We start from the raw sequence: 18,144 nt of genomic DNA, 5'->3' as shown, positions 1-18,144 counted from the left end.
AAACCAACCTCAAGAAACAAATCGAGCCGCCCGCTTCAGGGGGCGGAACGGGCGCCGACCGGAAGACCATCATGCGGACAGTCCTTGCGCCGGCTCAGTAAAAATGCAATTTTATTGGCCATCCAGCCATTAAGTTGTGCGACGCTGGAGAGCAAGGCCGAGAGGCCATGCCCTCACAAAGGGGCAACGGAGAGGCGCAATGAGGACTTCATACAGGGCGATCACCGGGCTGGGCCTGCTGGCGGCGACGGCGAGCGCGATCGCGCTGATGGCCTCTCCGCATGGCGTCTCCAGCGCCAAGGCCGAGGCGCCAAAGGCCGCCGGGCCGGCGCGGGTCGACGACTTCCTGCTGGCCGACCAGAACCTGTTCGGCCGCCAGCTCTACTGGATGGGCCAGGACAAGGCCGTGGTCCTGGTGACCTACGCCTCCGGCGACAAGCAACTGCATGCCGACGCCCCGGCGCTGATGGCGCTCAAGGCCGCCTATGCCGACAAGGGCGTCGAGGTGATGGCCGTCGACAGCCGCCTCGGCGACCGCCGCGATCCGGTGATCGCCGACGCCAAGGCCGCCGGGCTCGATATGCCGATCCTGTTCGACTACGAGCAGCTGGTCGGCGAAGAACTGAACGTCACCCGCGCCGACGAGGTGATCGTCATCGATCCGCGCAGCTGGTCCATCGCCTACCGCGGCCCGGTTGACGGCGCGAAGTCGGCGGTCGACGCCCTGGTCGCCGGCCAGAAGGTGGCGCTGAGCTCCGGCGAGGCCAAGGGCCAGCTGATCGCCTTCCCCGACCGCGCCAAGGCTGCGACTTTCGCCCAGATCTCCTACGCCAAGACCATCGCCCCGATGGTCGAGGCCAAGTGCTCGACCTGCCACCAGCCGGGCGGGATCGGCCCGATGCCGCTCACCAGCTACGAGCAGGTCAAGGGCTTCTCGCCGATGATCCGCGAGGTGATCCGCACCCACCGCATGCCGCCCTTCGAGCCCGACGAGACGGTGGGCCAGTGGAAGGACGACGGGCGCCTGTCGCCGGACCAGATGAAGACCCTGGTCCACTGGATCGACGCCGGCGCGCCGCGCGGGACGGGTGAGGACCCGCTGAAGAAGATCAGTTTCCAGGCGCCCGAGTGGCCATGGGGCAAGCCCGACAAGATCGTCGAGATCCCGACCATGAAGGTCCCGGCCAGCGGGGTCATCGACTATCAGTACCCGTCGGTGAAGAACGTCATGACCGAAGGCCGCTGGCTGAAGGGCTCGGCTTTCGTGGTCAACGACCGCCAAGCGGTGCACCATATCCTGTCGGGCGTGGCGCCCAGCGACACGCCGGCCGGCCAAACGATCGCCGGCTCACCGTTCGAGACCCTGCTGCAGGGCTATGTCCCCGGGGTCGGCTACCAGAAGATGGCGCAGGACTCAGGCCTGTGGATTCCGCCGGGCAGCGGCCTAGCCTTCCAGGCGCACTATACGACCTACGGCAAGGAGACGGTCGAGAACACCAAGCTCGGGCTCTACTTCTATCCCAAGGGCGAGGAGCCGAAGTATCCGCGGCGGACCTTCGGCATCTTTGATTTCTCCATCGAGATCCCGGCCGGCGAGCGCGAGCACAAGGAGATCGCCTACATCGAGTTCCCCAAGGACGCGGTTGTCTACGCCTTCACCCCGCACTCGCATAAGCGCGGCGTCTCGGCCAACGTCTCCATCCGCTATCCTGACGGCAAGGAAGAGACCCTGCTGGCCATGCCGCGGTACGACTTCAACTGGCAGTGGGATTATGTGCTGGCCAAGCCGCTCAATGTTCCGGCCGGCTCGAAGATCATCACCCGCTGGGTCTATGACAACTCAACCCGAAACCCGGGCAATCCCGATCCGACCAAGACGGTCTACTGGGGCGAGCAGTCCTTCGAGGAGATGCTGGCGGTCTACATCCACTACCACTGGGCCGGCGAGACGGCGAAGAACCCAAGGGACGACTACGACAAGCTGATGCAGGCCAACCTCATGCTGGACGTCATGGACGACAACATGGACGGCAAGCTCTCGTACGCCGAGCTGAAGGGCGGCCCGCAAAGCCCCGGCACGATGCTGAAGAAATATTTCGCGCTGATCGACACGAACCACGACGGCTTCATCGACGCCCAGGAGCTGGCGGCGGCCATGAAGCTGCTGCCCAAGCGCGGCGGCGGCAGGGCGGCGGCGGCAGCTCCGGCCGCCCAGCCCATGCCGGCAGCGAGCCCGACGGCCGGAGGGCGCTAACGGTCAAGGGGAGGATCTCGCAAGTCGCGCGATCCTCCCCATTTCCGTCCCCGCCTGGCATGCAAGGCCAATCGAGCTGATCATCATCTGACCGACAGTCGTCCACTTTGGGCGACCCATCTCTCCTCTTGCTCTCAGACCGCCTTGCCTCCCGCCGCACCAGGCGTGACGGTGGGCGTGGCGCACGGCCGTCGCCTGAATCGGCCGGCGCGGGGGAGACGACCATGGATCGCAGACGCCTGTTGGCCGCCGCGGGGGCGAGCGCCCTGTTCGCCGGAACCGTCGCGCGGTCGGCGGGGCCTTTGCCCGGCAAGCGGCCGCCGAACTTCATCGTCGTGTTGTGCGACGACCTCGGCTACGGCGACGTGTCGATCTATGGACCCGGCGGGTTGCGCACGCCGAACCTGGAGCGGATGGCGCGCGAGGGCGTGGTCGCCACCGACTACTATGCCCCGGCAAACCTCTGCAGCCCGTCGCGGGCGGGGCTGCTGACCGGCCGCTACGCGGTGCGGACGGGCCTCGGCTACGAGGTGATCATGCAGCAGGACGACCGGGGCCTGCCGCTGTCGGAGGTGACCATCGGCAAGGCGCTGAAGCCCGCCGGCTACGCCACCGCCCTGTTCGGCAAATGGCACCTGGGGCATCTGGGCGCGGCCTGGCCGCCGACCAAGCACGGCTTCGATGCGTTCTTCGGCATCCCCTACAGCCACGACATGGCGCCGCTGTCGCTGTTCGAGAGCCATGCGGGCTCCGACGAGGTCGCCAGGTTCCCGGTCGACTATCCGCAGCTGCAGCAGCAGTTCTACGGCCACGCCGAGCGCTTCATCGAGGCCAATCGAGATCGCCCCTTTTTCGTAGAACTGGCGCTGTCGTCGCCGCACCTGCCGGAATATCCGCATCCCGGCTTCAAGGCCGATACCTACGCCGGGCCCTATGGGGCGGTGGTGTCGGAGATCGATTCCATCCTCGGCCGGCTATTGGCCAAGTTGCGGGCGCTGAAACTCGAGAACGACACCGTGGTGATCTTCACCTCGGACAACGGCCCCTGGTTCGAGGGCTCGCCCGGCGGGATGCGGGAGCGCAAGGGCGGCGGCGGCTACGACGGCGGCTATCGCGTGCCATTCGTGGCCTGGGCGCCGGGGCGCCTGCCGGCCGGGCGGCGGACCAAGTCGATCATCTCCGGCGTCGACCTCCTGCCCACCTTCCTCGCCATGGCCGGCCTGCCGCCGCCGGAAGGCGTCGATCTGGACGGGCGCGACATCACCGCGGTGCTGGCGAAGGGAGCGCCCTCGCCGCACGAGGAACTGGTGCTGTTCGACAACGAGACGCCGATCGCCATCCGCACCCAGGACTGGAAGTACGTCGACGCCATCTACTACCGCGACCACAAGCTGCCGATGATGCTGTTCCCCTACCAGGAGCTCTACGACCACCGCGCGGACCGGACGGAGAACTACAGCGTCGCGGTAGGCAATCCCGAGATCGCCAAGGCGATGAAGGGCCGGCTCGACGCGGCCAAGGCGGCCTTCGCCCGCTACAAGCACGCCGACATCCCGCAGGCCTTCAAGACCCTGAACGCCCAGTTCGCCCACATCCAGGACTAACGCTTGGCAGGGTTGACCCAGGCCCCCCTATAGGTCGAGGCGCACGAACTTTCCGCAGGCGGCAGACTCCAGTTCGGCCTCGCGGCCACGGCGGGCGCCGTCGTCGGCGCGAAGCGCCGCCAGCATGTCCGGCGTCGTCGCGTCATCGATCAGCGGCGCGTGACCCATCCGGAAGCCCGTGGCGTACATCTCGGCGTTGATCTTCTCCACCAGGGGCGCGCCGCGGGCGGCGGGCGTCCGCTGCATCTCGATCAGCCACGGGTGGCCCTTGGCGTCGATGAGCACGTCGAGGCCGAACAGCTTGGCCGGGAAGCCCCGGGGCGGGGAACTGGCCGCCTGGCGCGCGAACAGGCCCTTGGCCGCCAACAGGCGCACATACCATTCCACCAGGGCCTTGATCTCGCCGAACACGGCCTGCCCGTCGAGGCCATCGGCGGTCATCCGTCTGAGCAGGGCCGAAAGGCTGCGGATCGAGCCCACGTCGTCCTGGTTCGCGTCCTGGCTGACTTCCAGGCCGCGGTGGCCGATGTGCAGGGCGGTGTTGGTCACGTGCATCGACGCGCCGCCGGCGCGACCCGGACTGAGGTCATAGGGCTCGGGCGCGATACGCACGATGCCCTCCGAATAGACATAGGCGCGGAGGGGGTCGGCCGAGGTGATCAGGCAGTAGATGCGGCAGTGGCCCTTGCGCCCCTCGATCAGATAGGGGTGGTCGATGTAGCGCTGGACTACGACGTCGGCCTGGTCGAGGACGGCGGTGACGTCGGGGGTGACGCTGATGCCCTGACCGCCGCTGCCGCGGGTCGGCTTGACGATGTACAGAGCCGGCGCGTTGGCCCCTCTGGCGAAGGCGACGAGCGCCGCCCGGTCGGCGGGCAGGACGAAGGTTTCCGGAAACCGCCCGGCCGGATCGAGAGGCTTTCGCGCTGTCAGCGCTGCGGCCAGGTGCGACTTGTCGGCGAGCGGTGACCACTCGTGGAAGTCGTCGGAATTATTGCGGCTGACCAGGCCTGAGGCGATCGATACCGGCTCGCGCCGGAAGCGGTCGATCAGAAGGTTCAGGTAGCGGTCGGCGGCGATCGGCCGGCCGGCGTCGCGCAGCACCGCGGCCAGGCCCTGCAGCGCAACGGGAATCTCCGCGCTGGTCGGCTGTGCGTTCGCCAACAGCGTTTCATAGGTCCGGATGGAGGCGTCCAGTCGCCCCAGCCGGTGCGACAGAAGTGCGATGTAGCGCAGCGAAGTGGCGGCGGACGTCGTCTTGAAGGCGTGCTCGAACGCAGCCAGAGCGCCTTCGTTCTCCCCCATGGCCAGCTGGCAGAAGCCCACATGGCGCAGCGCTTCGTCGTTCTTCGGGTCTATGGCCAGGGTCTCGCGATAGTGTGTCAGAGCCGGGCCGAACTCCAGTCGGCGCAGGTGCGACTGTGCGAGAAGCAGCCGCGCCTCAACCGAACCGGGTAGGGCATTCGCGAGGTCGTGCAACAACCGCTGCGCGGCGCTGGTATCGTGCTCGATCAGGTCGCGGATGTCGTCCGAAAGCGGCAAGCGCGTCTCCAGGTCGCGGGCGGTTATCGTGGCCCTTATGCGGATGAGCAGGCAAGCTGCGCAAGCAAATCGACCGACGCGGGGGTTTCGGGAGACGATGGCGGCGGATAAGGGGTCGTCGCGGCGTCGTGGGGGCGAGAGCTGCGATTCGAACGGGAGCGCCCATGACCCAAGCCGACAGAGACGGCGCGAGCCTCGATCCGGAGAACTGGGACGATCTGCGCGCCCAGGGCCACCGGATGCTGGACGACATGTTCGACAATCTGGCGACTCTCACCGAGCGACCGCTGTGGCAGGCGCCGACGGCGGAGCAGCGCGCGCGCTATCGCGCCGAGGCTCCCCGTGGGCCGGGGGCGCTCGCCGACGTCCATAACCAATTCATGACCGACGTGGCGCCCTACGGCAGCGGCAACCGCCATCCGGGCTTCATGGGATGGGTTCAGGGCGGCGGCACAGGCGTCGGCATGCTGGCCGAGATGCTGGCCGCCGGCCTCGACGCGAACCTGGGTGGCCGCGACCACATGCCGATCGAAGTGGAGCGCCAGATCGTGGCTTGGATGGCGGAGCTGTTCGGCTTCCCCGCCGACGCCAGCGGCCTGTTCCTGACGGGCACGTCGATGGCCAATCTCTGCGCGGTGCTCATCGCGCGCGATCGAGCGCTGGGCGCGGATGTGCGCCACACTGGCGTGCGGGACGTGCGCGTGGTCGCCTATGCCTCCAAGGGGGTGCACAGCTGCATCGTCCGCGCCATGGACATGACCGGCCTTGGGTGGGATCGACTCCGGCTCATCGAGACCGACGCGGACCACCGCATCAGCCTGCCGGCACTGGAAGCCGCCATCGCTGCCGACCGGGCGGCGGGCCTGACGCCGTTCCTAGTCGTCGGGACCGCCGGCAGCGTCGACGTGGGGGCGATCGACGACCTCAACGGTCTTGCCGATATCGCCGGGCGCGAGGGTGCGGCGTTCCACGTCGATGGCGCGCTGGGCGCGCTGGCGATGCTTTCGCCGACACTCGCGCCGCGCTTGGCGGGAATCGAGCGGGCCGACAGTCTGGCGCTCGATTTCCACAAGCTGGGGCAGATACCTTACGATGCCGGCTTCCTGCTGGTCCGGGACGCCGCGGCCCACAAGCGGACCTTCACCTATTCGGAAGCCGCCTATCTGCGCCATGCCGAGCGCGGGCTGGCCGGCGGCGAATTTTGGCCCTGCGACTATGGGCCCGACCTGTCGCGGGGGTTCAGGGCGCTGAAGGTCTGGTTCAGCCTGAAGACCTATGGCTTCGATGCCCTGGGCGCGGTGATCCGCCGGACGTGCGACCTGGCCCAGACGCTGGCGGCGAAGGTCGAGGCCAGCCCCGAGCTGGAGCTGCTCGCGCCGGTCGGGCTCAACATCGTCTGCTTCGCCTACAAGGGAGCCGACAACGCCGCCATCGTCGCCGACCTTCACGAGGCCGGTCGCGTCGCGCCTTCGACCACCACGGTTGCCGGCAAGACGGCGATCCGCGCCGCCATCGTCAACCACCGCACAGGCCCCAACGACATCCAGGCCCTGGTCGATGGCGTTGTGGCTCTAGGGCGCGCCCAGGCCGCGGCCCGCGAGGCCCGCGGCGGCTAGGTCATCGATGACCCGGTCGATGGTTTCGGTCCAGTCCTTGGCGCGGGTCTGCCGGTAGAGCCGCATTGTCGGGTACCAGGGGCTGCTGGTCCGGTCGCGCAGCCAGCGCCAGTCGCAATGCAGCGCCGGCAACAGGGTCCAGCAAGGCTTGCCCATCGCGCCCGCCAAGTGGGCGACCGAGGTGTCGATGGAGACCAACAGGTCCAGGCCGTCGATGATGGCGGCAGTGTCGGCGAAGTCCTTCGCGCCGGTGTCTTCGGGGTGCAGGCTGATCGCGCCTACGGCGAGCAGGCGCTCGGCTAGAGGGTCGGGGAGACCCTTGTTGACGCCATTGAACCCTGTTGGACTCGCCTTCCACGCGACGCCGACCCGCGCGCCGCGCCCGAATCCGGCCCAGCGCGCCCGTCGCTGCGGCGGTGCGGCAAGATAGGGTTCCGACGGCAGGGTCTCCAGGGTGATTCCCAGGTGCTCCGGCAGCGAAAGGTAGCGGCTCCAGTAGTCGTGGCTGGCCACCGATGTCGAAGCGCCGACCCCAATGGGGATCAGCTCATCGACTCCAGTAAGGGTTGAGAACAGGTCGGTCAGGTTCGGGGAGCAGGCTAGACTGACCCGGCTCGCGCCGCGCGACTTGAGGGCTTTGGCGAAGCGGGCGAACTGGATTTTGTCGCCGAAGCCCTGCTCGACCCAGACGAGGATGGATTTGCCGTCGATCGGCTCGCCCCGCCACTCCGGATAGGGAACGACGACAGCCGGCACAACATCGGGGTGGAGCTCGGCGCGAGCGCTCATCAGCGGCCAACCTTCTGCATATCGGCCGCCCGAAAGGTAGACGCCGCCCAATCCCAGTTCGGCGTGGAGGTCGCGGGGGTCGAGCGCCAGCGCGTTCCGATAAGCCTGCTCCGCGAGGTCCAGGTCGCCGGATTCGCCATAGGCGCGGCCGAGGGCGCGCCACAGGCCGCCATCCGTCCGGCGATGCTCAGCCGCGAGCTTCAGGTAGTGTGGGGCCTGCGGATACTCGGCGGTCTCGCCCAGGGCTAAGCCCAGATTGGTGGCCAGCTTGACGGTCAACGCGCGCTCGGCAAGGGGCAGGTAGACGGCCACTGCCTCTTCGAAGCGGCCCGCCCGCTGCAGCGAAACACCGTGCTGGTACTCTGCCTCGTCGGGGTCGTCGGCCATCTGTCCCGTCGCGTGTCGTTCGGCGCGATTGTCCGAACCGTCGGCGGTATCTAAACCTTGCGCCCTGACTGAGGGAGTCCCGGTGATCGCAATCCGCCAACCGTTCACGCCTGCCGGGCGACATCTCAATTCCGCATGCCCGGAGCGCCCACGTGGCCAATAGGCTCGCAATATATCATCCGCGCGGTGAGCTTGGGCTGGGCGAGAACTTTTTCGGCAAGGACGTCGCCAACCTGCAGTTGTTCCAGGCCATGGCCCGGTACGGCGGGTTCGAGCAGATCGACATTCTGAGCGCGATGCCGGCCACGGAGGCGCATCTGCGCGAAGCCCTGTTGGACGATCCCGCCGCGCCGATCCGGATCACTCGCCAGTCGATCCTGAGCACATCGCCCGCCCAAGCGGCGGGTGTAGCCCTGCGTGGCCAGCCGGACCTGCAGAACGCCGCGTGGCTGCGGCGGCTGACGTCGGGGGATCGCAGCTACAGCCTGATCGGCCTTATCCACACCCTTGCGCCGCCGGCGATCCGCCAAGGCATCACGCTTTCGCTGACCGCTCCGGTACATCCCTGGGACGCGATCATCTGCACCTCGCCCAGCGTGCGTGAGGCCACAGCGAAGATGCTTGACGACTGGGGTGCTCTCCTCGCGGAGCGCACCAACGGGAGCCCGCCGCCGCAGCCCGCCCTGCCCATCATTCCGCTGGGGGTCGACGCCCATCGCATCGCGGTCCTGGCCGACCGGCCCCAGGCGCGCGCCAAGGTGCGCGCACAGTTGGGGCTGGGTGAGGCGGACATCCTGGTCCTGTGGGTGGGCCGGCTCTCCTTCTTCGAGAAGGCCTTCCCGCAAGCTATGTTCCAGGCTGTGCAGATCGCCGCCAGGACGACCGGCCTGAACATCCACTTCGCCATGGCCGGCTGGTTCCCCTCCCCAGAGCGCGATCGGGGTTTCTATGAAGAAGCAGCCCGCGTCCATGCTCCCGACGCCAAGGTGCATTTCCTCGACGGGAACGACCGCACCTTAGTGGGCGAGCTCTGGGCGGGAGCGGACATCTTCACCTCGTTGGTGGACAACATCCAGGAGACCTTCGGCATCACACCCGTGGAGGCGATGGCGGCGGGGCTGCCGGTGGTTGTCAGCGACTGGGACGGCTACCGCTTCACGGTGCGCGATGGGATCGAGGGGTTCTTGATCCCAACCCTGGGCGGTCCCGCCTCGGGCGTCGGCCTCAACATCGTCCAGCGTCACCTGTTTCAGATCACCAGCTACCAGACCTTCGCCGGCGAGGTGTCGCAGCACACCGCTGTCCATGTCGGCCGCGCTGGCGCGGCGATCGGCGCCCTCGCCCGCAACCGACACCTTCGCAAGACAATGGGCGCGGCCGGTCGTGAGCGGGTGCGTAGCATGCTGGACTGGCCGGTGGTCGCCCGGCAGATCAGCGCGCTGGCCGACGACCTAGCCGAGATTCGCAAGGCCTCGCCGGATCCCGTGGTGCGTCAGAAGGCCGATCCGGGGCGCGGCGACCCCTTCATCGATTTTGCCGGCTTCGCGACACAGGTGTTGACGGCCGATACTCGCCTGAGCGCGGTCGCTGGCGTGAACGGCGATGACGTGCGGGGGCTGACGGCTGTCCTCGACAAGGCGTTCGCCAATGTGCGGGCGAGCCTGGAGGATTGCGCCATGGCGCTCGACCTGCTGGCGTCGGGCAAGGCCGCCTCGGCCCGCGAGATCATGGCCGCCTTCCCGGTTGAAAAGCGGCGCGCGGTGGAGATGGGTCTCGCTTGGATGGCCAAGCTCGGCCTTATCGACTGGCTGGCCTAGGGTGACCCCGTGGACGCGCGCGACCTCGTGGATGTAGCAATCGACGAGGATCCGCGGGCGCCGTGTCTCTGGGTTCCTTCAGAACTGTGGCCGGCGTTCCTCGCCGCCATCCACCGTGAACCCAATCTCATCGGGGCAGTGATCTACCGCAACAAGACCGTCCGCGAGGGCGGTCCGCTCACCGACATCACCACGCGCAGGCCCTGAGGCCGTGCGACCCGCCGCCACCCTGATCGCCGCAAGGGGCGTCCGCGGGTTCGGCGATGGCTTCACCGGGCTGCTATTACCGGTCTACCTCTCGTCCCTGGGGTTCAGCGCCTTCCAGGTGGGCGTGCTGACCACCGCGACCCTGCTCGGCTCGGCGGCCCTGACGCTGGCGGTGGGGCTGCTCGGCCACCGCGTCCCGGCCAGGCGGCTGCTGTTCGCGGCCTGCGCGCTGATGGGCCTGACCGGCGTGCTGTTCTCCCAAACCCATGCCTTCTGGCCGCTCGTCGTCGTGGGGTTCGTCGGAACCCTCAACCCGTCCGGCGGAGATGTGAGCCCCTTCCTGCCGCTGGAGCAGTCGCTGCTGGCCCACGCGGGGGCGCCGTCGCAGCGCACACACCTCTTCGCCCGCTACAGCCTGACCGGCTCGCTGATGATGGCGCTGGGCGCCTTGTCGGTCGGCTTGCTGGCCCCCCTGCGCGCCCTCACCGGCGTGGCCCAGCTGAGTCTCGTGGAGGGCGCCTTTGTCGTCTACGGCCTGCTCGGGCTGATCGCCGCGATGCTCTACCGCGGCCTGCCGGACCAGCCGAGCGAAGGCGAGGTCGCGCGGACGCCGCTGGGGCCCTCGAAGCGGAATGTTTACGGACTCGCCGCGATCTTCTGCATCGACTCCTTCGGCGGCGGCTTCCTTGTGCAGTCGTTGTTCGCGCTGTGGCTGTTCCACCGTTTCGGCCTGTCGCTTGGCGCGGCGGGGGCGTTCTTCTTCTGGACCGGAGCGCTGGCGGCCCTGTCGCAACTCGCTGCAGCCCCGCTCGCCCGCCGCATCGGCCTGATCCGCACCATGGCCTTCACCCACATCCCGGCCAGCCTGTGTGTGATCGCCGCAGCCTTTGCGCCGAACGTGGCGACCGCCTTTGCCCTGCTTTTCGTCCGCGCCCTGCTCTCCAGTATGGATGTGCCGGCGCGCACCTCCTACGTGATGGCCATCGTGACGCCAGCGGAGCGGGCGGCGGCGGCCGGGGTGACCAATGTGCCGCGCAGCCTGGCCTCCGCGTTCAGCCCCGCCCTGGCAGGTTTCCTGTTCACGCTGACGCCCTTCGCCTGGCCACTGGTGATCGGCGGGTCGTTGAAGATCGCTTACGACCTGCTGCTGCTCTGGCGGTTCCAGAAGGTGCGCCCGCCGGAGGAGGCCGACTAAGGCGTCGCGGCGGCGCGGGCGGCCGCCTGGACGGCGGCGGGCAAGGTCTCGAACCAGGCCTGCGGCGACAGCTGACGGGCCACGCGCTCGCGGGCGGCGGCGCTCAGCTTGGGGCCAAGGGCCGGATCGGCGTGCAGGCGCACCAACGCCTCGGCCGCTGAGGCGATACCCGGGTCCGCCCAGGTCTGGCCTCGGTAGACCCCTTGCGGATCGTCGACCGGAATCTGGCGCCCCGGAACCAGCAGGGCGCAGCTCTCGTCCATGAAGTCGAGGACGCCCGAGAAAGCCGTGGCCAGCACCGGCGTGCCGAGCGCCATCGCCTCGGCGGGAGTCAGGCCGAAGCCCTCGGCGCGGTGCAGCGAGACCAGCACGTCGGCTCCGGCGATCAGGCTCTGCACCTCCGAATAGGGCCAGACCTCGTCGACGATGCGCACATTGGGCGGCGCGGCGGCGCGCAGGTTGGCCAGATCGCGCGGGAAGAGGCCGCCGTTCTGGATCTTGAGGGTCAGCTGGCAGGCCGGATCGTCGGCGAAGGCCCGGGCCCAGGCGGCGATGGCGCCCTGCGGGTTCTTCCGCGCCACCGAGGAGTTGAAGTCGAAGACGCTGACGCCCTGGAAGGCGGCCCGTCGCGGGGCCGGCGCGACGGCGGCGTAGTCCTCGATGAACAGCGGATGCGGGACGACACGCACTGGCGATGCGGCGCCGTCCAGAGCTTCGGCCGTGTAGCGGCTGGGCGCCCAGACCTCGTCCACCAGGGCGGCGTCCTTCAGCCACAGGCGCGGGGCGCGTGGCAGCTCCCAGGCCCAGTAGCCGTAGCGGGGGCCGATGAGCTGCTTCGGCCCCAGGCAGGCCAACGCTGCGAGCAGTTCCGGCGGGTTCAGGTGGAAGATCCAGGCAGAGGCGCAGACCGGGTGGGTCAACCGCCCGTCCCAGCCCAGCTTGGCGTCGGTGACGTCGAGGCGTTCAACGGGGACCTGCAAGGCCTCGAAGGCTCGCGCCGCCAGCCGCGCCGAAGTGGCGATGCCGTGCGAGCCCGCGAAGTAGCCCACCACCTTGATCGGCCCGGAAGCGTGCTGCGCCCCATGCGGCGCACGGGCGGCGCGGCGGACATAACCCTGCAGGGCGATGTTGAGCGCCGGCGCAGCCATCCTGCGGACCGGCTCCGGCAAGGCCGATCTCCAGAGCTTCCGGGCCGCGCCGAGAGCGCTCATCGAAGGAGGCTCATCAGACAACCTCTCACGCGGCGACGGGCGCTTGGCCCCTCACCGGCCGGAAGCTGGCCGGCGCGGCCGGCGCCCAGACCTCGTCGACGAAGGACAGGCCCACGGTGTCCCCATTGAGGCCCCCGGCGACCTCGCCGTCCCAGACGCCGACCGCGCGGGTCCAGCGGACCCCGCGGCTGTGCAGGGCGATGGCGTCGGCGGGCACAAGGTCAGGGTGGACGAGGAAGCGAACGAGATCGGCTTGCGCCGGGGCTGCGGCCGGCCCGGCGGGACCCAGGAACCTGCCAGCCATCGCCTCATAGACCAGGCGGTCGGCGGCGGCTTCGGCAGCCAACTCGGCGCCCTCGACCACCCAAAGCTCGGCGACCCGGGCGCCGACCGCGGGCCGCGCGGCGGCCTGGCGCTGGCGCACGGTCAGGCGAGCGAGCTGCATCTGCGGGTGGAGGCGGACGGACGCCGGCAGCGCGTCGAACTCGACGCCGTATTCGGCAAGGCCCCCGCCGGCCAGCCAGCGCAGGAACTTGAACCGCTCGGCGGCCGACCGCAGCGGGAACAGCCGCTGCAGATCGACACGGCTTTCCCAGATCTCGAGGAACAGACGAATGAAGGGCGCCGGCTGGGCCGGGGCGGCCTCCAGGAACGGCCCGCGCAAGGCGTCGGTCAGGCTCGCCGGCCATCCCGCGCGAGCGGCGACCCCGAAGCCGGCGGAGAGGCGGCGCTTCAGGTCGTTGGCGCCCGGCTCGGCCAGGCGGGCGGCGGCCAGCAGCGGCGCGGGATCGCGGGCCAGGCCGTCGATGACGTTGGCCGGCAGGAGGTCCGGTGCGAACCGTCCGGCGGCGGCCTCTGCGCCCAGGCACCAGGCGATCAAGCCGGCCGGATCGCCGGCGAATTTGGCGCGCAGATCCGCGCGGGCCGCCAGCAGGGCCTTAGCCGCTCGCGGCGTCCGGTCGGCGGAGGGTTCGCGCAGCCAGTCGAGCGCGCCGGCGGCGGGGCCCCGCCAGGGCGCCTCGCCCCAGACGGTTGGATCTGCTTCCCGCGCGCCACTGCGCCAGGCGGCGAGGAGGGCCTCCGCCGCCGACCCGGAAACCGCGTCGGCGCCCAGCGTCACAGCGTGCTCGGCGAAGAACTGGTGGAACCCCAGGCGGCCGGCCTCGTGGTCGAGCTGGAAACCTGTAGGGATGTCGCGCCAGACCTGATCCATGGTCCGGGTGACATCCGGCAGGCCGGCGAGGGCGGCTTCGGGGTCCGGCGCGTCGACCCAGGCTTCCACGGCGGCGGTCAGGCCGGCGGAGAAATCCTTGCCGTCACGGGCGGCGCGCAGGGCGCGGCGGCGCATGGCCGGTGTGATAAGCCGTCCCGACGGGAACTTCAGGTGGGCGTAGGGAATCGCGCGGCTGGTCTCGTGGCCGTTCTTCAGCATGGCCGCGGCGTAGTCGGCCAGCAGCTCCGCCAGTGGCGAGCCCGGTGTCACACGGACCCGGTCCTGGTGCTTCGACAGCACATCGGGCCGCGCGGGATCGAAGCCGGAGAAGTGGAAGAAGGCCAACGGCTCGCCGTCCACCGCCCAGCCGTCTGCGGTCTTGGCCAGGGAGCGGCCTTCCAGGTTCCAGTAGGCGAGGTTCAGCGTCGGCGTCCGCAGGATCGCCAGGCTGTCCACGAAGCCCGGCGAGAGGTCCATCCAGCGCTGGTCGGTGAAGAGGCCGTTCTTCAGATCGACGCGACAGTCGAACTCGCAGCGATCGGCCCACCAGCCCATCAGGTCGACGACCTTGGGTTCGGCGCGGGCGGCGCAGAACCCAAGGTTGAAGGAGCCCGACTGAAGGATCGCATGGTCGTTGGGCATGGCCGAACCCAACAACGGCTTGGTCAGGTGCGGCGTGAGCGCGAGCTGGGCCTCGGCGAGGCCGGCGCGCACGGCGTCCAGCGGCCTGAACACCAGGATGTCCGGATCGAGATAGGTGGCCGAGGTCACGCCCGGTTCGGTCAGGAAATGGCGGAAGACGTAGGGCTTCACCGCCGTGTTCAGCTCCAGCGCATCGTAATAGACGCTCATCGCCGCGTAGGGCGCGCCCATCCCGCGGGCGTCGACCACCTCGGCCAGGCGCGCGAGCTGGGGGATCGGCCCGTCGGTGGCGACGACCACGCGCCGGGCCTTCGGCTCATGGACCGCCAGGCTCTCCATCAGCGTCGCGGCCTGGGCCGCGTAGTTGCGGGAGATGATGGTGAAGATGACGTCCAAGAGGGATGGCTTGCGAGATTGCCTAAGGGGGTTGCCTTGAGGGGCTTGGTCTATCAGGCGCCGCCTCAGGCGGCCAACAGCTCGTCGAGCTTCTTGATGTCGGTGACCGGCGAGGCCACGCCGCCGTCCATGCGCATGACCTTGTTGCAGTAGAGCCGCAGCAGTTCGACGTCGTGGCTGGCCAGCACGAGGATACCGGCGCGCTCGACGAGCTTCAGCAGGCGCTTGTGAGCGATCTTCTGGAAGTCGGCGTCGCCGACCGCGATCCATTCGTCCATCAGGAGCACGTCGGCCTCGACGGCGGTGGCGGCGGCGAAGGCCAGGCGCGCCTGCATGCCCGCTGAATAGGTCTTCACCGGCATGGCCAGGAAGGGGCCGAGTCCGGAGAACTCTGCGATCTCGTCCATCCGCGCGTCGACCTCCTTGGCCGACAGGCCCGCGATGCGGCCGCGCAGGCGGATGTTGTCGAAGCCCGTGGCGGTGGGGTCGATGCCCAGGTTGAGGTCCAGCAGCGCGGCGATATGGCCCTGCACCTCGATGGAGCCCTCGTCCGGCTCATACGCTCCGGAGAGCGCGCGCAAGAGCGTGGTCTTGCCAGATCCGTTGTGGCCGATCAGGCCCAGACGGTCGCCGGCCTTCAGCTCCAGATTCAGGTTGGATATGGCGGTGACATCCGTCGAACCGTGGTGCGAGCCCAGCCGTCCGCCCACCGCAATCTTGGCCAGGTGCTTCTTCAGCGACTTGGCGTCGATCCCATAGACCGGGAACCGCAGCGTCAGGTTCTGGCAGGAGATGGAAACGGGAGGCGGCTTCATAGGTAGTGTACGATCCGCCTACGTGTGTTGGCGAAGACGCTGAACACCAGGGCCCAGCCCACCACGCCCATGGCGGCCAGGAAGGCGAAGGTGTGCGGCGCCACGCCCAGGCCCATCAGCGGCGCGCGGACGCCTTGCAGCAGGTGGTAGAACGGATTGGCGTCGAGGATCAGGTGATAGCGCGGCGGGATGCGGTCGGGCAGCCAGAACACCGGCGTCATGATCGCTGCGGCCTGGGTGATCGAGGCGACGATCTGCGGGATGTCGCGGAACCGTGCCGAGACGATCGCCACCAGCATGGAGATCCAGGCGACGTTCACGATCAGGAAGAAGAGGCCGAGCGCCGCCACCGGATAGTTCGCGACGCGCCAGTAGCCGTAATAGATCAGCACCGCGAGCACGATGACGATGTGGTGCGCCAGGTTGATCAGGTTTCTAAGGACGGTCCGCCAGACGAAGGTGAACATCGGCAACGAGGTCTGCGACAGCATGCCGGCGGCCTGGACGAAGGTCTCGCAGCCCTCGTTGATCGTGGTGGTGACCGTGCCGAAGAAGACGATGCCGAGCGCCACGAAGGGCATGAACTGCTGCAGCGACACGCGGAACAGCTCGCCCCACAGGACGCCGATGCCCAGAACCATCAGGCCCATGGAGAGCGTGATCCACAGCGGGCCCAGGATCGAGCCGCGGTAGCGCGAGACCACGTCGTGCCAGGCCAGCGACCAGGCCAAGTCGATCCGCTCGATCGACGCCCGCAGGTCCCGAAACGCCATCTGATACTCGAACAGCGCGCCGCGCCGTCCGGTCCGGAGCATGTGGGTGGCGGTGTCCATTGGTTCCCTAGGGAAGGGGCTCTCGCGGCGAAGGGGCGCTCGTAACAGGCAAGGCCCCGACGGCGCAAGGACGCCGCCCGCTTTGCCAGCCTACGGAGTTCCGTGTTAGCCGGGCGCATGGCGTCCATCGACAAGATCGCCCGGGCTGGGGTCACGCCGATGGAGGCGCGGGCGCTGCGGCTACGCGCGCTCGATCCTACCCTCGAGGGCGCCGGCGTCTGGCTGGTGGTGCCCTGCTACAAGGTCAAGGCCCACATCCTCGACGTGATCGCCAAGACCCCGGCCTGGGTCGAGGGTATCGTCTGCGTCGACGACGCCTGCCCCGAGCACTCCGGCGCCTTCATCGAGGCGAACGCCAAGGACCCGCGCGTGGTGGTGGTCAAGCTGGCGCAGAATCAGGGCGTCGGCGGCGCCACCATGGCTGGCTACCGCGAGGCCATCGCCCGCGGCGGCCAGGTCCTGGTCAAGGTCGACGGCGACGACCAGATGGACCTGGGCTACATGCCGCACCTGGTGGCCCCGATCCTGCTGGGCGAGGCCGACTACGCCAAGGGCAACCGCTTCACCTCGATCAGCCACCTCGCGACCATGCCGCCGGTCCGCGTGTTCGGGAACGCCGCGCTCAGCTTCGCGGCCAAGCTCTCGACCGGCTACTGGAACATCTTCGACCCGACCAACGGCTACACCGCCATCGAGGCGCAGGTGGCGCGGATGGCCATCGAGAAGCGGGTCTCGCGGCGGTTCTTCTTCGAGACCGACCTGCTCTATCACCTCTCGACCCTGCGCGCGGTGGTGCGCGACGTGCCCATGCCGGCCCGTTACGGCGGCGAGGTCTCGAACCTGAGGATCGGGGCCATCGTCGGGCCCTTCGCCTTCAAGCACGTCACCAACTTCCTGCAGCGGGCGCTGGGCCAGTACTTCGTGCGCGATTTCAACGCCGCGAGCCTGGAGATGGTGTTCGGGATTTTCTTCCTGCTTTTCGGCATGGGCTACGGCGCGCATTACCTTTCGGTGCGCCACACCGGCGCAGCCTCTCCCGGCGTCGTTATGGCCGCCGCCCTGCCGGTGATGCTGGGCGCCCAACTGCTGATGCAGGCGCTGAACTTCGACGTGCTGAACGTGCCGGCCCGACCGATCCACCCCTACCTGCGCACCATCGCGCGGATGGAAGCCGAGAAGGGCGCGCCGTGAAACTGGCTGACATCGCCCTCTGCGCCGGCTTTTCCCTGGCGTTGCCGGTCGGACAGACGCTGTTCAAGTTCGCGGCCGTCAACAACGCGCGGCTAAGCGGCCCGCTGATCCTGCGGCTGGCGACCAACGTCCCGCTGATCGGGGCCTTCGCGTGGTACGGCCTGACGGCGCTCTTCTGGTTCTACATCCTGACGAGGGTGCCGCTGTCGCTCGCCTACGCCTTCTCGATCGTGGGCTCGGGCCTGGTGCCGCTGGTGGCGTGGCTGGTGTTCAAGGAGCCGCTCGATTGGCGCTTCGCCGTCGGCTACCTGCTGATGCTGGCGGGTTTTGCGGTGATCATGCAGGGCCAGCGCGCCCTAGGCTGAGCGGCCCGCAAGGAAGGCGTCGGCGGCGGCGCGGACCTCTTCGTAAGGCACCTTGAACATCCGCTCG

General features: G+C 68.8%; 14 protein-coding genes. 8 read left to right on the top strand and 6 right to left on the bottom strand.

Annotated elements, in window-relative coordinates; translation table 11 throughout:
* Positions 1-199 precede the first annotated feature (199 nt).
* Positions 200-2,254 (top strand): hypothetical protein, encoded by a 2,055-nt coding sequence (locus tag E8A12_RS03845; RefSeq protein ID WP_293366435.1) that lies wholly within the window; start codon positions 200-202, stop codon positions 2,252-2,254.
* 224 nt (positions 2,255-2,478) lie between these two features.
* A complete protein-coding gene (locus E8A12_RS03840) occupies positions 2,479-3,858 on the top strand; it encodes a sulfatase-like hydrolase/transferase (RefSeq protein WP_293366434.1) in 1,380 nt (459 codons plus the stop codon).
* 27 nt (positions 3,859-3,885) lie between these two features.
* On the opposite strand, the gene E8A12_RS03835 is transcribed toward E8A12_RS03840, so the two are convergent.
* Positions 3,886-5,400 (bottom strand): hypothetical protein, encoded by a 1,515-nt coding sequence (locus tag E8A12_RS03835; RefSeq protein WP_293366433.1) that lies wholly within the window; start codon positions 5,398-5,400, stop codon positions 3,886-3,888.
* 164 nt (positions 5,401-5,564) lie between these two features.
* On the opposite strand from E8A12_RS03835, the gene E8A12_RS03830 reads away from it, so the two are divergent.
* The gene (locus E8A12_RS03830) at positions 5,565-7,016 is read left to right on the top strand and encodes a pyridoxal-dependent decarboxylase (protein WP_293366432.1); all 1,452 of its coding nucleotides are present in this window, start codon (positions 5,565-5,567) and stop codon (positions 7,014-7,016) included.
* On the opposite strand, the gene E8A12_RS03825 is transcribed toward E8A12_RS03830, so the two are convergent.
* A complete protein-coding gene (locus E8A12_RS03825; protein WP_293366431.1) occupies positions 6,972-8,192 on the bottom strand; it encodes a tetratricopeptide repeat protein in 1,221 nt (406 codons plus the stop codon). The genes E8A12_RS03830 and E8A12_RS03825 overlap by 45 nt on opposite strands.
* A gap of 152 nt (positions 8,193-8,344) precedes the next feature.
* Here E8A12_RS03825 and E8A12_RS03820 point away from each other — a divergent pair, with 152 nt between their 5' ends.
* Genes E8A12_RS03820 through E8A12_RS03810 form a run of 3 tightly spaced genes read left to right on the top strand, consistent with a single transcriptional unit; the run spans position 8,345 to position 11,411 of the window.
* The gene (locus E8A12_RS03820) at positions 8,345-10,009 is read left to right on the top strand and encodes a glycosyltransferase family 4 protein (RefSeq protein WP_293366430.1); all 1,665 of its coding nucleotides are present in this window, start codon (positions 8,345-8,347) and stop codon (positions 10,007-10,009) included.
* Between the two features lie 9 nt (positions 10,010-10,018).
* A complete protein-coding gene (locus E8A12_RS03815; RefSeq protein ID WP_293366429.1) occupies positions 10,019-10,216 on the top strand; it encodes a hypothetical protein in 198 nt (65 codons plus the stop codon).
* 4 nt (positions 10,217-10,220) lie between these two features.
* A complete protein-coding gene (locus tag E8A12_RS03810; protein ID WP_293366428.1) occupies positions 10,221-11,411 on the top strand; it encodes an MFS transporter in 1,191 nt (396 codons plus the stop codon).
* Here the strand turns inward: E8A12_RS03810 and E8A12_RS03805 are convergent.
* The 4 genes from E8A12_RS03805 to E8A12_RS03790 form a co-directional block, all read right to left on the bottom strand.
* Positions 11,408-12,622, bottom strand: a complete 1,215-nt coding sequence (locus E8A12_RS03805) for a glycosyltransferase family 4 protein (RefSeq protein ID WP_293366427.1) — start codon at positions 12,620-12,622, stop codon at positions 11,408-11,410. The genes E8A12_RS03810 and E8A12_RS03805 overlap by 4 nt on opposite strands.
* 25 nt (positions 12,623-12,647) lie before the next feature.
* Positions 12,648-14,873: a hypothetical protein gene (locus E8A12_RS03800; protein ID WP_293366426.1), complete on the bottom strand. Its 2,226-nt coding sequence runs from the start codon at positions 14,871-14,873 to the stop codon at positions 12,648-12,650.
* Positions 14,874-14,938: 65 nt separating this feature from the next.
* The gene (locus E8A12_RS03795; protein ID WP_293366425.1) at positions 14,939-15,688 is read right to left on the bottom strand and encodes an ATP-binding cassette domain-containing protein; all 750 of its coding nucleotides are present in this window, start codon (positions 15,686-15,688) and stop codon (positions 14,939-14,941) included.
* The gene (locus E8A12_RS03790; protein WP_293366424.1) at positions 15,685-16,521 is read right to left on the bottom strand and encodes an ABC transporter permease; all 837 of its coding nucleotides are present in this window, start codon (positions 16,519-16,521) and stop codon (positions 15,685-15,687) included. Before E8A12_RS03790 ends, E8A12_RS03795 begins: the two co-directional genes overlap by 4 nt.
* A 117-nt stretch (positions 16,522-16,638) precedes the next feature.
* Here E8A12_RS03790 and E8A12_RS03785 point away from each other — a divergent pair, with 117 nt between their 5' ends.
* Positions 16,639-17,712, top strand: a complete 1,074-nt coding sequence (locus tag E8A12_RS03785; RefSeq protein ID WP_293366423.1) for a glycosyltransferase family 2 protein — start codon at positions 16,639-16,641, stop codon at positions 17,710-17,712.
* Complete coding sequence (locus E8A12_RS03780; protein WP_293366422.1) at positions 17,709-18,077, top strand: hypothetical protein; 369 nt, start codon at positions 17,709-17,711, stop codon at positions 18,075-18,077. Before E8A12_RS03785 ends, E8A12_RS03780 begins: the two co-directional genes overlap by 4 nt.
* Positions 18,078-18,144 lie beyond the last annotated feature (67 nt).

It is taken from the genome of Phenylobacterium sp. (assembly GCF_004799395.1).
Lineage (GTDB): Bacteria > Pseudomonadota > Alphaproteobacteria > Caulobacterales > Caulobacteraceae > Phenylobacterium.
This window is presented reverse-complemented; position numbering and strand designations above follow the sequence as displayed.